11 protein-coding genes are annotated in these 13,603 nt (G+C 65.2%); 10 read left to right on the top strand and 1 reads right to left on the bottom strand.

From position 1 onward, the window contains the following. The first annotated feature begins 28 nt into the window (after positions 1 to 28). From ntrB to LSQ66_RS19035, 8 genes are all read left to right on the top strand, one after another. The gene (gene ntrB / locus LSQ66_RS19070; RefSeq protein ID WP_407659645.1) at positions 29 to 826 is read left to right on the top strand and encodes a nitrate ABC transporter permease; all 798 of its coding nucleotides are present in this window, start codon (positions 29 to 31) and stop codon (positions 824 to 826) included. A 9-nt stretch (positions 827 to 835) separates the two neighbouring features. Next, a complete protein-coding gene (locus LSQ66_RS19065) occupies positions 836 to 1,642 on the top strand; it encodes an ABC transporter ATP-binding protein (RefSeq protein WP_231766763.1) in 807 nt (268 codons plus the stop codon). Then, entirely contained in the window at positions 1,643 to 2,287 is a 645-nt protein-coding gene (locus LSQ66_RS19060; protein WP_231766762.1) for a methyl-accepting chemotaxis protein, read from the top strand. 256 nt (positions 2,288 to 2,543) lie between these two features. Continuing rightward, positions 2,544 to 3,848, top strand: a complete 1,305-nt coding sequence (locus tag LSQ66_RS19055) for an MFS transporter (RefSeq protein ID WP_231766761.1) — start codon at positions 2,544 to 2,546, stop codon at positions 3,846 to 3,848. Positions 3,849 to 3,859: 11 nt separating this feature from the next. Beyond that, entirely contained in the window at positions 3,860 to 6,382 is a 2,523-nt protein-coding gene (gene nirB, locus LSQ66_RS19050; protein ID WP_231766760.1) for a nitrite reductase large subunit NirB, read from the top strand. A 10-nt stretch (positions 6,383 to 6,392) separates the two neighbouring features. Next, positions 6,393 to 6,743, top strand: a complete 351-nt coding sequence (gene nirD / locus LSQ66_RS19045; RefSeq protein ID WP_231766759.1) for a nitrite reductase small subunit NirD — start codon at positions 6,393 to 6,395, stop codon at positions 6,741 to 6,743. Further along, entirely contained in the window at positions 6,740 to 7,939 is a 1,200-nt protein-coding gene (locus tag LSQ66_RS19040; protein ID WP_231766758.1) for an NAD(P)/FAD-dependent oxidoreductase, read from the top strand. The genes nirD and LSQ66_RS19040 overlap by 4 nt, the downstream gene beginning before the upstream one ends. Further along, complete coding sequence (locus LSQ66_RS19035) at positions 7,936 to 10,620, top strand: nitrate reductase (protein ID WP_231766757.1); 2,685 nt, start codon at positions 7,936 to 7,938, stop codon at positions 10,618 to 10,620. Before LSQ66_RS19040 ends, LSQ66_RS19035 begins: the two co-directional genes overlap by 4 nt. Position 10,621: 1 nt before the next feature. Here the strand turns inward: LSQ66_RS19035 and infA are convergent, their stop codons facing one another. Further along, a complete protein-coding gene (infA, locus tag LSQ66_RS19030) occupies positions 10,622 to 10,885 on the bottom strand; it encodes a translation initiation factor IF-1 (RefSeq protein ID WP_231766756.1) in 264 nt (87 codons plus the stop codon). Positions 10,886 to 11,342: 457 nt separating this feature from the next. Between infA and LSQ66_RS19025 the strand changes: the two genes are divergently transcribed. After that, positions 11,343 to 12,104: a gamma-glutamyl-gamma-aminobutyrate hydrolase family protein gene (locus LSQ66_RS19025; protein WP_231766755.1), complete on the top strand. Its 762-nt coding sequence runs from the start codon at positions 11,343 to 11,345 to the stop codon at positions 12,102 to 12,104. Positions 12,105 to 12,222: 118 nt separating this feature from the next. Then, positions 12,223 to 13,593: a glutamine synthetase family protein gene (locus LSQ66_RS19020; protein ID WP_231766754.1), complete on the top strand. Its 1,371-nt coding sequence runs from the start codon at positions 12,223 to 12,225 to the stop codon at positions 13,591 to 13,593. The last annotated feature ends 10 nt before the right edge of the window (positions 13,594 to 13,603 follow it).

The raw sequence follows: 13,603 nt of genomic DNA, 5'->3' as shown, positions 1-13,603 counted from the left end.
CGCTGCGGCGGCTGCCAAGCCCAAGCCCATGCCTGCGCCGCGCGGCAGGCAGCCCGTATCGGCGGCTTTCATGCTGGTGGTTCCTCCGCTGCTGGGGATTGCACTGGCGGTGCTGATCTGGCAGCTGCTGTCGATGAACAACGGCAGCTTCCCCACGCCCCTGGCCACCTTGCAGGAGATGGTGAAGATGCTGTCCGATCCCTTCTACCGCAACAGCCCGAACGACCAGGGCATAGGCTGGAACGTGCTGGCGTCGCTGCAGCGCGTGGCCATGGGCTTCGGCATGGCGGCGCTGCTGGGCATTCCCCTGGGTTTCCTGATCGGCCGCGTGCCCTTCTTCGGCGCCATGTTCGGGCCCATCATCAGCCTGCTCAAGCCGGTGTCGCCGCTGGCCTGGCTGCCGATCGGCCTGCTGGTCTTCAAGTCGGCCAATCCCGCCGCAATCTGGTCCATCTTCATCTGCTCCATCTGGCCCATGATCATCAACACGGCGGTGGGCGTGCAGCGTGTGCCGCAGGACTACATGAACGTGGCGCGGGTGCTGAACCTCTCCGAATGGAAGGTGCTCACCACGATCCTGCTGCCGTCGGCGCTGCCCTACATCCTCACCGGTGTGCGGCTCTCCATCGGCACGGCGTGGCTGGTGATCGTGGCGGCGGAGATGCTGACGGGCGGCGTCGGCATCGGCTTCTGGCTGTGGGACGAATGGAACAACCTGAACGTGCCGCACATCCTGATAGCGATTCTCGCCATCGGCGTGGTGGGTCTCGTGCTGGAACAGCTGCTGATGGCGCTGGCCAAGGCGTTCAGCTACGAGCAGACCTGAAAGGAGTTCATGATGAATCCGAAATTTATCGAGATCGACGGCGTGGAGATGGTGTTCCACACCAAGAAGGGCTGCTTCCACGCCCTGCATGGCATCGACCTGAAGGTGAGGCAGGGGGAATTCGTCACCCTGATCGGCCACTCCGGCTGCGGCAAGTCCACGCTGCTGAATCTTGTCGCCGGACTGCTCAAGCCCAGCGAAGGAACGCTGCTGTGCGCCAACCGCGAAATCGCCGGCCCTTCGCCGGAGCGCTCGGTGGTGTTCCAGAACCATTCACTCCTGCCCTGGCTTACCTGCGCCGAGAACATCCACCTCGGCGTGGAGCGCGTGTTCGGCCGCAGCGAAACGCGCGCCCAGCTGCGCGAGCGCACGATGCAGGCGCTGGCGCTGGTGGGCCTGACGGCAGCGGAGAACAAACGTCCGCATGAAATATCCGGCGGCATGAAGCAGCGCGTGGGTATCGCCCGCGCACTCGCCATGGAACCCAAGGTGCTGCTGATGGACGAGCCTTTCGGCGCACTCGATGCGCTCACGCGCGCCCATCTGCAGGACGAACTGCTGAAGATCGTGGCGGCCACCAGCTCCACTGTGGTCATGGTGACGCACGATGTGGACGAAGCGGTGCTGCTGTCGGACCGTATCGTCATGCTCACCAACGGGCCGGCGGCGACCATCGGCGAGATACTGGAAGTGCCGCTGGAGCGCCCGCGCGACCGCGTGGCGCTGGCGCAGGACGCACGCTATGTGGCGTGCCGCAGCGCCGTGCTGGAATTCCTGTACCGGAAACAGGCGCATCCTGCCAAGGAGGCCGCGTAGATGGCAGCACATACCGGCAAGCCGCTGGCGGGCGAAATCTTCGGCGCCCTGATTAATCTTTCAGGGCGCCGCCGCTTCACCTCGCAAAGACTGGTGCTGTACGCCGTGCTGGCTGCCCAGGGCCAGGAGGACGCCATCGGCATTGCGCGCGAGGCCCTGGAACTTTTTCGCGGCGCGCATACTGCGCTGCTCAGCGACAAGGACGGCTTGCCGGGCGTTTTCTGCGCCGAATTGCAGGAGGCCTATTTCGGGAAGCAGCAGGGCGACCGGCAGATCGTCCATTTCATGGAGCTCGCCGAAAGGACGCTTGGGGCAATGGAGCAGGCCAGCGCGCAGGCGGAAGCGCTGCTGGCGGAGCTCGTGCGCATCACCACGCCCACGCTCACCGTGCTGCACCAGATCACCGCCATCTATGAAGAGCAGTCGAAACTGCACGCTACCCTGATGAAGAAGCAACTGCGCGGCGTGATCACGGATATCGAGACCATTGCCAAACAGGCACGCATGGTGGCCTTCAATGCGCGCATCGTGGCCGCCCGCGCCGGGCATGCAGGGCGGGAGTTCGCCGTGGTGGCGGGTGTGCTCTCGAATATCACGAGCGAAATCGACGACATGGTGAGCTCCGCCCTTAGCACATCGGTGTGAGGGCTTTGCGCACCAATCTTGTGCAGTGCCGCACCGCGATATCGCAATTCGGGCCGGCTTCCCCCCTGTCCATCCCTCTGCGAAGGCCTGGCACGGCTCTTGCAAAGCATAGGGTGAGGGTCAACGGCGATCTTCCCAAATAGTGAGCGCAGCTCCAACGACGGAGCTGCGGAAAAGGACAACGGCGTCCGTGCAGTCCGGCCAACACAGGCCGCGCAGCACGGGCGCCTTTTTTGTTTTCAGACGGGATTCGAAAATGGCCAGCAAAGCTGACAGCATCAAGCTCTTCTCCTTCAGCACCCCGCAGATGCGGGCCTTCCACATGGCGTGGATGGCGTTCTTCGCCTGCTTCTTCGCCTGGTTCGCTTGCGCGCCGCTCATGCCTGTCATCAAAGGGGAATTCGGCCTCACGCCGGCGCAGATCGCGAACATCAACATCGCCGCCGTCGCCATTACCATCCTGGTCCGCCTGGTCATCGGCCCCCTGTGCGACCGCTATGGCCCGCGCAAGGCGCACACCGGCCTGCTGCTTCTGGGCTCCATTCCCGTGTTCGGCGTGGCCGCTTCGCAGAGCTACGAGAGCTTCCTCTTCTTCCGCCTGCTGATCGGCGCCATCGGCGCCAGCTTCGTCATCACCCAGTATCACACCACCGTGATGTTCGCGCCGCGCATCGTCGGCACGGCCAATGCCGCTGCCGCAGGCTGGGGCAATTCGGGCGGCGGCGTCACCCAGGCCACCATGCCGCTGCTGCTGTCAGCGCTGCTCATGCTGGGCGTGAGCGAATCCATGGGCTGGCGCGTGGCGCTGATCGTGCCGGGCGTGCTGATGATCGTCGTGGGCCTGCTGTACTACCGCCTCACGCAGGACTGCCCGCAAGGTAACTACGAAGAGCTGCGCGCCGCGGGCATCGAAGTCGAAGGCGGCAAGAAGGGCGGCTGGGAGAGCTTCAAGCTGGCCGCCGCCAACTACCGCGTGTGGATGCTGTTCGTGACCTACGGGGCCTGCTTCGGCATCGAACTCTTTATCCACAATGTGGCGGCCATCTATTACGTCGACCGGTTCGATCTGTCATTGGGCCAGGCTGGCATGGCGGCGGGCAGCTTCGGCCTGCTGGCGCTGTTCGCCCGCGCCCTGGGCGGCTGGATCTCGGACAAGGCCGCAAGGCGCGGCACCCTGAACAGCCGCGTGACGCTGCTCTTCGTGCTCATGCTGGGGGAAGGTGCAGGCCTTATCTGGTTCGCCCATGCGGACAGCGTGGCGCTCGCCCTTGTGGCCATGCTGAGCTTCGGCCTGTGCACCCACATGGCCTGCGGCGCCACCTATGCCCTGGTGCCCTTCATCGACCGCCGCGCCCTGGGCGGTGTCGCCGGGATCATCGGCGCTGGCGGCAACGTGGGCGCGGTGGCGGCGGGCTTCCTGATGAAGGGCGTCGGCAACACGCAGCAGACGCTGTCCTATCTCGGTTTCTTCGTGGCTGTATCCGCGCTATGCGCGATCGCCGTGCGCTTCAGCGCGGCCACGGCAGCAGAACACGCAATCAGCCCCACGGCAGCAGCATAAGGAGCAAAAGCATGAAAGTCCTGGTGATCGGCCACGGTATGGTGGGCCACAAATTCCTCGAAAGCCTGGCCGACAGCGGCGCTTCCGGCCTCGAAGTGACGGTGCTGTGCGAAGAGCCTCGTCCGGCCTACGACCGCGTCCACCTCTCCGAATTCTTCTCCGGGAAAAGCGCCGAACAGCTCTCGCTGGTCAAGGACGGCTTCTTCGAGAACAGCGGCTATGTGCTGAAGCTGAACGCCCGCGCCACCGCCATCGACCTCGCCGCGCGCAAGGTCACGGCGAGCACCGGCGAAGTGCTGGATTACGACAAGCTGGTGCTGGCCACCGGCTCCTTCCCCTTCGTTCCCCCGCTGGAAGGCAGGGACCGCAAGGACTGCTTCGTCTACCGCACCATCGAAGACCTGGAGGCCATGCTCGAATGCGGCAGCCGCGCGCGCAGCGGCGTTGTGATCGGCGGCGGCCTGCTGGGCCTGGAATGCGCGAAGGCCCTGCGCGACATGAACCTGGCGACGCACGTCGTCGAATTCTCGCCGCGCCTGATGGCCGTGCAGGTGGATGATGGCGGCGGCCGCATCCTGCGCAACAAGATCGAAGAGCTGGGCGTGACCGTCCACACCGGCAAGAATACCGTCGCCATCGTGGATGGCGAGGAGGGCGCCCACCGGATGCAGTTCGCGGACGGCAGCCACCTGGATGCGGACATGATTGTGTTCTCGGCCGGTATCCGCCCGCGCGACCAGCTGGCGCGCGAGTGCGGCCTGGCGGTGGGGCCGCGCGGCGGCATCCAGATCGACAACAGCTGCCTCACCTCCGACCCGAACGTGTACGCCATCGGCGAGTGCGCTCTCTGGAACGGCATGGTGTATGGCCTGGTGGCGCCGGGTTACGACATGGCCCGCGTGGCGGCGAAACATATGCTGGGCCAGGCCGCCGAGTTCACCGGCGCCGACATGAGCACCAAGCTGAAACTGATGGGCGTGGACGTGGCCAGCATCGGCGACCCGCACGCCAGGGCCGAAGGCGCGCGCAGCTACCAGTTCACGGACGAGCGCAAGCAGGTCTACAAGAAGATCGTGGTGTCCGACTGCGGCAAGTACCTGCTGGGCGGCGTCATGGTGGGCGATGCGGGCGAGTACGGCACCCTGTTGCAGATGATGCTGAACCGGATCGAGCTGCCGGAATCGCCGGAGTTCCTGATCCTGCCGCAGTCCGAAGGCGGGGCGAAGCCGGGCATCGGCGTCGAGGCGCTGCCCGCTGGCGCGCAGATCTGCTCCTGCAACGACGTGTCGAAGGGCGCCATCTGCGAGGCGGTCCGCGGCGGCGCAACGAGCATCGGCGCGCTGAAGAAGTGCACGGGCGCGGGCACCACCTGCGGCGGCTGCGTGCCCCTCGTCACCCAGATCATGAAGGCCGAGATGAAGAAGCTCGGCATGGACGTGAACAATCATGTCTGCGAACACTTCCCGCACTCGCGCCAGGAGCTGTTCCACCTGATCCGCGTGGGAGGCATCAAGACCTTCGGCGAGCTGCTGGCACAGCATGGCAAGGGCCTGGGCTGCGACGTGTGCAAGCCGCTGGCGGCCAGTATCCTCGCCACCTGCTGGAACGACTTCGTGCTGAAGAAGGAGCACGCCAGCCTGCAGGATTCGAACGACTACTTCCTCGGCAATATCCAGAAGGACGGCACCTACTCCGTGGTGCCGCGCATGCCGGGCGGCGAGGTGACGCCGGACGGTCTGATCGCCGTCGGCCAGGTGGCCAAGAAGCACGGCCTGTACACCAAGATCACGGGCGGCCAGCGCGTGGACCTGTTCGGCGCACGCGTCGAACAGCTGCCCGCCATCTGGGAAGAGCTGATCGAGGCAGGCTTCGAGACCGGCCACGCCTACGGCAAGTCCCTGCGCACGGTGAAGTCCTGCGTGGGCTCCACCTGGTGCCGCTACGGGGTGGACGACAGCGTTGGCCTCGCCATCGAGCTGGAAAACCGCTACAAGGGCCTGCGCACACCGCACAAGATCAAGTTCGGCGTATCCGGCTGCACCCGCGAGTGCGCCGAAGCCCAGGGCAAGGACGTGGGCATCATCGCCACGGACAAGGGCTGGAACCTCTACGTGTGCGGCAACGGCGGCATGAAGCCGCGCCACGCCGAGCTGCTTGCGTCGGACCTCGACAAGGCCACCCTGGTGAGCTACATCGACCGCTTCCTCATGTTCTACAGCCGCACGGCGGACCGCCTGCAGCGCACCAGCACCTGGCGCGAAAACCTGGAAGGCGGCCTGGATTACCTCAAGCAGGTCGTCATCGGCGACAAGCTCGGCATCGCCGCCGAACTGGAAGCGGACATGCAGCGCGTGGTCGACACCTACGCCTGCGAATGGAAGGAGGCCGTCAACAATCCCGAGACCCGCAAGCGCTTCCGCCATTTCGTCAACAGCGAGGCGGGCGACAACAATGTGGTGTTCATGGAGGAGCGCGGCCAGATCCGTCCGGCCACCGTCGAAGAGCGCAAGCGTATTCCCATCAAGGTAGCGTAAGGAGAGCGACATGAAACGTGAAAACGAAGCAGGCAGCTGGACCGCCATCTGCCAACTGGACGACATCGTTCCCAACACCGGCGTCTGCGCCCTGCTGGGCGAGGACCAGGTGGCCGTGTTCCGCCTGAACGACGGCACGGAGCAGCGCTTATTCGCCATCGCCAATTTCGACCCCAACGCCAATGCCTCCGTGCTCTCGCGCGGCCTGGTGGGTAATCTCGGCGAGCGCATCGTCGTGGCGTCCCCGCTGTACAAGCATCACTTCGACCTGCAGACCGGCGAATGCCTGGAGGCGCCCGAACATTCGGTAGCCACCTGGCCCGCGCGCATCGAAGGCGGAAAGGTCTGGGTCGGGGCATGAAACCCGCGCTGGTCGTCGTCGGCAACGGCATGGCGGGCATGCGCACCGTCGAGGAACTGCTCAAGCTCGCGCCGGACATGTACGACATCACCGTCTTCGGCGCGGAGCCTCACGGCAACTACAACCGCATCCTGCTCTCGCCCCTGCTGGCGGGCGAGAAGACGGTGGACGACATCATGCTCAATACCCGCGAGTGGTATGAGCAGAACGGCATCACCCTGCACGCGGGCGACCCGGTGCAGAAGATCGACCGCAAGCGCCGCGTCGTGCGCGCCCGCTCCGGCCTGGAAGTACGCTACGACCGCCTGCTGCTGGCCACCGGCTCACAGCCTTTCATCATTCCCGTGCCGGGGCACACCCTGCCGGGCGTCGTCGCCTTCCGCGACATCAAGGACGTGGAAGCCATGCTGTCCGCCGCGCGCACGCACAAGCGGGCCGTGGTCATCGGCGGCGGGCTGCTGGGGCTCGAAGCGGCCAACGGCCTGTCGCGCCAGGGCATGGACGTGACTGTGCTGCACGTGACGGACGCGCTGATGAACCAGCAGCTCGACAAGCCCGCTGCCCAGCTGCTGCAGGCAGCGCTGGAACGCAAGGGCCTGCGCTTCATGCTGGAAGCGCACACCAGCGAAATCGTTGGCGAGGAGCGCGTGACGGCGGTGCGCCTGAAGGACGGCACGGAGATTCCGGCGGACCTGGTGGTGATGACCGCAGGCGTGCGTCCCAATATCGCGCTGGCCCAGAGTGCGGGCCTGCACTGCGAACGCGCCATCGTGGTGGACGACACGCTGCAGACCTACGATCCCCGCATCTACGCCGTGGGCGAATGCGTGCAGCACCGCCGCGCCACCTTCGGCCTCGTTGCCCCGATCTGGGAGCAGGCGCGCGTCTGCGCGGCGCACCTGTCCGGTGCGGGCCACCGCCGCTACATCCAGCAGGCTACGGCGACCCGCCTGAAGGTCACCGGCATCGAACTCTATTCGGTCGGCGACATCATCGGGGACGGGGAAACCGAAGACCTCGTGCTGCGCGACGCGCGGCGGGGCGTCTACAAGCGCCTGGTGCTCGACGGCGGCCGCATCGCTGGCGCCGTTCTCTACGGGGACGTGCAGGACGGCCCGTGGTACTTCGACATGATCCAGAAGGGCGCCGACATTTCGGCGATCCGCCACCAACTGCTGTTCGGGAAAGCTGCATGAACTTGAATCAGGAACACCTGCCCATCCGCAGCACCTGCCCTTATTGCGGCGTAGGCTGCGGCGTGAAGGCCACGCCGCAGGGAGCGGCCGCGGCGCAGATCGTGGGCGACCCCGAGCACCCCGCCAACGGCGGAAGGCTGTGCGTGAAGGGCTCGGCCCTCAACGAAACCCTGTCGCTGGAAGGCCGCCTGCTGCATCCCAAGGTGCGCGAGAACGGCGTGCTGCGCCAGGTAAGCTGGGACGATGCGCTGGGCCGCGTCGCGGACAAATGGCGCGCCATCATCGGCGAGCATGGGCCGGATGCCGTGGCCCTCTACGTATCGGGCCAGCTGCTCACCGAGGACTACTACGTTGCCAACAAGCTGATGAAAGGCTATGTCGGCAGCGCCAATATCGACACCAACTCCCGCCTCTGCATGTCCTCCGCCGTGGCGGGGCACAAGCGCGCTTTCGGCGAAGACGTGGTGCCCGTGGATTACAACGACCTGGAACTGGCCGATCTCATTGTGCTGGTAGGTTCCAACCTCGCCTGGTGCCACCCCATCCTGTTCCAGCGCATCACGCGCGCCAAGGAGATGCGGCCGGAGCTGAAGGTGGTGGTGATAGATCCGCGCCACACGGCCACCTGCGAGCTGGCCGACCTGCACCTGCCCATCAAGCCCGGCACGGATGTATGGCTTTTCAACGGCCTGCTGACCTATCTCGCCAGCATCGGCGCGATGGACGAAGATTTCATCGCCCTGCATACGGACGGCCTGCAGGCCACGCTGGAAGCGGCGGCGATCACTCCGGAAGCGGTGGCTGCTGCATGCCGCCTTTCGCTGGCGGACGTGGCGGCCTTCTATGAATCCTTCGCCGCCACGGCGAAAACCGTCACGGTGTTCTCGCAGGGCGTGAACCAGTCCTCCGCGGGAACCGACAAGGTGAACAGCATCCTGAACTGCCACCTGATCGGCGGCCGCATCGGCAAGCCGGGTATGGGGCCGTTCTCGGTGACCGGCCAGCCCAACGCGATGGGCGGCCGCGAAGTGGGCGGCCTTGCCAACATGCTGGCCGCGCACCTGGACCTGGACAAGGCCGAGCATCGTTCCGCCGTGCAGACCTTCTGGGACTCGCCACGCATAGCAGAGAAGCCTGGCCTGAAAGCCGTGGACTTGTTCCAGGCCATCGAAGCGGGAAAGGTCAAGGCGGTCTGGGTCATCGCCACTAACCCAGTCGTCAGCCTGCCGGACGCCGACCAGGTGCGCCGCGCCCTGGAGCGCTGCGAGCTGGTGGTGTCCTCGGACATCATGCAGGACACGGATACGAACAGCTATGCCCACGTGCTGCTGCCTGCCCTGGGCTGGGGCGAGAAGGATGGCACTGTCACCAATTCCGAACGGCGCATCTCGCGCCAGCGCGCCTTCCTGCCCGCGCCGGGCGAGGCGCGCGCCGACTGGCAGATCCTCGCGCAGTTCGCCCAGCGCATGGGCTACGAGGGCTTTGATTACACGGGCCCCGAGCAGGTCTTCGACGAGCACGCGCGCCTCAGCGCCTGGCGCAACACGCCGCAGGAGCTTCCCCGCATCTTCGACATCGGCGCGCTGGCAGGCATGGACCGCAGCGGGTACGACGCGATGAAACCCCTGCAATGGCCCGCGGCCATTCGCGGTTCCCGTGGCCGGGTATTCGCGGACGGCCGCTTCTCCCATCCGGGCGGGCGCGCGAAGTTCGTGCCCACCGCACCGCGTGCACCCGTGAACGGCACGGACAGCGAATACCCGTTGGTGCTCAACACGGGCCGCGTGCGCGACCAGTGGCACACCATGACGCGCACGGGCAAGGCGCCCAAGCTTGCAGAGCATACGGCCGAATCCTTCGTCGACGTGCACCCGCAGGACGCGCTGCTTTGCGGTATCAAGGAAGGAGAACTGGCGCGCGTGAACTCGCGCTGGGGTTCCATGGTGGCGCGCGTCAGGCATGGCGGGGGCATTGCGCGTGGCAGCGTCTTCATTCCCATCCACTGGAACGCGCAGAATGCTTCGGACGGCCGCGTGGGCGCCGTCGTCAATCCCGCGGTCGATCCCGTATCGGGCGAGCCGGAATTCAAGCACACGCCCGTGAGCGTGGACCGCTTCCCCGTGGCCTGGTACGGCTTTGTGCTCAGCCGCAGCGCCCTGGACCTGGACAGCGTGGCCTACTGGACAAGAGTGCAGGGCAAGGAATTCGCCCGCTACGAACTGGCAGGGCGCAACAGGATCGTCGATTTCGGCGGCTGGGCGCGTGGCCTGCTGGGCATGGACGACGCGGATGCGGACTGGCTCGAATACACGGACCGCGGCGCAGGCGTCTACCGCGCCGTGCACCTCGTGGACGACCGCGTGGAGCAGTGCATCTTCGTCTCCCGCACGCCGGACCTTCCCGCGCGCACCTGGCTCGCCAGCCTGTTCGCGCTCGAAAAGCTGGGCGACGCCGAACGCGCGGGCGTGCTGGCGGGCCGCCCGCTGCAGCAGGGCGCCGATGCGGGACCGACGGTGTGCTCCTGCTTCGGCGTAGGCCGCAACACCATCTGCGAGGCGATCCGCGAGCACGGGCTGAAGACGGCGGCGGAGGTCACGGCCTGCGTGAAGGCGGGCGGCAACTGCGGCTCCTGCGTGCCGGAGCTGCGGCAGCTCCTCGCCACCGCGAGCAGCGCGGCCTGAATCAGCGGCGGCGCTGGAAGCCTTGCGGCGCTGGCGCCCCGCGTTTTTCGATATGGCGGAAGATGATGCGGCCCTTGCTCAGGTCATAGGGCGAGAGTTCCAGCGTGACCTTGTCGCCAGCCAGAATGCGGATGTGATTCTTCTTCATGCGGCCGGCCGTGTAGGCGATCAGTTTGTGGCCATTTTCGAGATCCACGCGGAAGCGCGAATCGGGGAGGATTTCGGACACTTGTCCGTTCATTTCGATCAGTTCTTCTTTGGCCAATTCAATTTCCGGAAGCGTCCCTGGCGGGACAGGATGAAGCGCAAAGCGCGCGGTGCTGAAGAAAAAAAAGCCCGCGTCACTGCGGGCTTCGTTTCAAATGTGTAACCAATGCCTTGGCCGGAGCGCTTGCCCATGCTATCTGCATGGTGCTCACGCGGCGGGCGCCTATGCTATCTGCGTAGTGCCTCCGTCGTGTAACCGGGCCAATGTATCCGGAACTACAAACCGCCGGAACCGGATCTCGCTGTCGCATTACACAAGCGTCGTGCGAGGGTCCGTGGCGGGCGTGCCGAAGGTCAAACCTCAGGCACAAACGGAGTATAGCACAGTTTTTGTGCGGCGCACAAAACAAGCGGAACCACGGATTCCGATTGGCGCAGGCGCAAGGATGGCATCGTTGAATTGTGCTAAATTAGGTCATCAGTCATCGAAGCGCTCTTCGCGGAGCTGAACTGTCATGCGCCGACCCATCGTACTCGTCCCGGCTTGTACGCGGCAGATTGGCCTGTTCCCCAATCACGCTGCGCAGAACAAGTATGTCAACGCCGTCGTTCTTGGCGCGCGCTGCATGCCTCTGATTCTGCCTGCGCTGGGCGACCTCGCGGACCTGGAGGCCGTGCTCGCCGTGGCGGATGGCGTCATGCTCACCGGCTCCGCATCCAATGTGCATGCGGACCTGTACGGCCAGGCCATCCATAACCCGGCCTTGCCGCTCGACGCCGCGCGCGACGCCACCACCCTGCCGCTGATCCGTGCCGCCATCGGGCGCGGCATGCCGGTGCTGGGCATCTGCCGCGGCTTCCAGGAAATGAACGTGGCCCTGGGCGGCACGCTGCACCAGGCGGTGCAGGAACTGCCGGGCATGATGGATCACCGCGACAAGGAAGATGACTCTCTGGAAGTGCAGTATGGCCCGGCGCACCGCGTGCTCTTGACCCCAGGCGGCAAGTTCGCGGAAATGCTGGGCAACCCGGCCGAGATCATGGTCAATTCGCTGCATGGACAGGGCGTGGACAAGCTCGCCCCCGGCATCACGGTGGAAGCCGTAGCCGATGATGGCCTCGTGGAGGCCTATACCGTCAGTACCGCGTCCGGCTTCACGCTGGCCGTGCAGTGGCATCCCGAGTGGCATATCACGGAAAACCCGGATTCGATGAAGATGTTCCTTGCTTTCGGCAAGGCGTGCCGCGACTACTGCGACAGCAAGGAGCGTGCATGATGTTCACCTACGAAGCCTGGGCCGGCGGCATTCCGTAGCTGTTCTCGCCAAGTCTGTGCAATCAGTGCGCCGCATGCAGTTCTTCCGCGGCGCGAACAAGGACTTATGGGAGTGAGAAATGGCTATCCGAGAAAACTTTACCTACACCGATATGGATGAGTGGCTCAATGCAAAACGGGTCACCGAGATCGAATGCCTGGTGCCGGACCTGACCGGCGTTGCGCGCGGCAAGATCCTGCCGCGCGCCAAATTCACCGAGGAACGCGGCATGCGCATCCCGGAAGCGGTGCTGGGCATGACCGTGACGGGCAATTCGCCCACGGACGATCCGGCCTACGACCGTGCCATCTCGGCCACGGACCGCGACATGATCCTGAAGGCCGACCCCACCACCATCACCATGGTGCCCTGGGCCACCGACCCCACGGCGCAGGTGATCCACGACTGCTACTTCGCCGACGGCCGCCTGGTCGATTTCGCGCCTCGCTCCGTGCTGCGCCGGGTCATCAAGCTGTATGAGGAGAAGGGCTGGAACCCCGTGGTGGCGCCGGAACTGGAGTTCTACCTCACGGACAAGATCTCCGACCCCGACCTGCCGCTCAAGGCGCCCATCGGCCGCAGCGGCCGTGCCGAAACCTCGCGCCAGGTCTACAGCATCGACGCGGTGAACGAATTCGACCCGCTGTTCGAGGATATTTACGACTACTGCGACATGATGGGCCTCGATGTCGATACCCTGATCCATGAAATCGGCGCCGGACAGATGGAGATCAACTTCCTGCACGGCGAGCCGCTGGACCTGGCGGACAAGGTGTTCTTCTTCAAGCGCACCCTGCGCGAGGCGGCGCTCAAGCACTCCATGTACGCCACCTTCATGGCCAAGCCCATGGCGGGCGAACCCGGATCGGCAATGCACATCCACCAGAGCGTGACCGATTCGAAGACCGGCTGGAACATTTTCAGCAATGAGGACGGCTCGCCTTCGCAAGCTTTCAAGTATTACATCGGCGGCCTGCAGCGCTACATGCCTTCCGCTCTGGCCATCGTGGCGCCCTACGTGAACTCCTACCGGCGCCTGGTGAAGCACACGGCCGCGCCCATCAACATACAGTGGGGCGTGGACAACCGCACGGTCGGCTTCCGCGTGCCCGAATCGGGTGTGCAGGACCGCCGCGTGGAGAACCGCATCATCGGATCGGACGCCAATCCCTACCTGGCCCTCGCCGTGACTCTCGCATGCGGCTACCTCGGCATGACGGAGCAGCTGGAACCCACACCCATTACCACCGGGAGCGCGTATGATATGAAGTACGAGCTGCCGCAAGGACTCCCTGAAGCACTGGCAGCGCTGCGCGCGGAAGAAAAGCTGCGCACCGTGCTGGGCGAGCGCTTCATCGACGTTTACGCCGCGATCAAGGACCTGGAACACCAGGAATTCATGACCGTGATCAGCCCGTGGGAACGCGAGCATCTGCTGCTGCACGTATGAGAGGAGTCCA

Source organism: Massilia endophytica, assembly GCF_021165955.1.
GTDB classification, from domain to species: Bacteria; Pseudomonadota; Gammaproteobacteria; order Burkholderiales; family Burkholderiaceae_D; genus Rugamonas; species Rugamonas endophytica.
Note: the sequence above shows the minus strand (reverse complement) of the source record. Positions and strands in the feature narration are given on the sequence as shown.

Bases quoted from the DNA above. Each gene is read 5' to 3' on its own strand.
- LSQ66_RS19020 (WP_231766754.1), top strand. From the start codon at position 12,223: ATGGCTATCCGAGAAAACTTTACCTACACCGATATGGATGAGTGGCTC.
- nirD (WP_231766759.1), top strand. From the start codon at position 6,393: ATGAAACGTGAAAACGAAGCAGGCAGCTGGACCGCCATCTGCCAACTG.
- LSQ66_RS19055 (WP_231766761.1), top strand. From the start codon at position 2,544: ATGGCCAGCAAAGCTGACAGCATCAAGCTCTTCTCCTTCAGCACCCCG.
- LSQ66_RS19065 (WP_231766763.1), top strand. From the start codon at position 836: ATGATGAATCCGAAATTTATCGAGATCGACGGCGTGGAGATGGTGTTC.
- ntrB (WP_407659645.1), top strand. From the start codon at position 29: ATGCCTGCGCCGCGCGGCAGGCAGCCCGTATCGGCGGCTTTCATGCTG.
- LSQ66_RS19035 (WP_231766757.1), top strand. From the start codon at position 7,936: ATGAACTTGAATCAGGAACACCTGCCCATCCGCAGCACCTGCCCTTAT.
- LSQ66_RS19025 (WP_231766755.1), top strand. From the start codon at position 11,343: ATGCGCCGACCCATCGTACTCGTCCCGGCTTGTACGCGGCAGATTGGC.
- nirB (WP_231766760.1), top strand. From the start codon at position 3,860: ATGAAAGTCCTGGTGATCGGCCACGGTATGGTGGGCCACAAATTCCTC.
- LSQ66_RS19040 (WP_231766758.1), top strand. From the start codon at position 6,740: ATGAAACCCGCGCTGGTCGTCGTCGGCAACGGCATGGCGGGCATGCGC.
- LSQ66_RS19060 (WP_231766762.1), top strand. From the start codon at position 1,643: ATGGCAGCACATACCGGCAAGCCGCTGGCGGGCGAAATCTTCGGCGCC.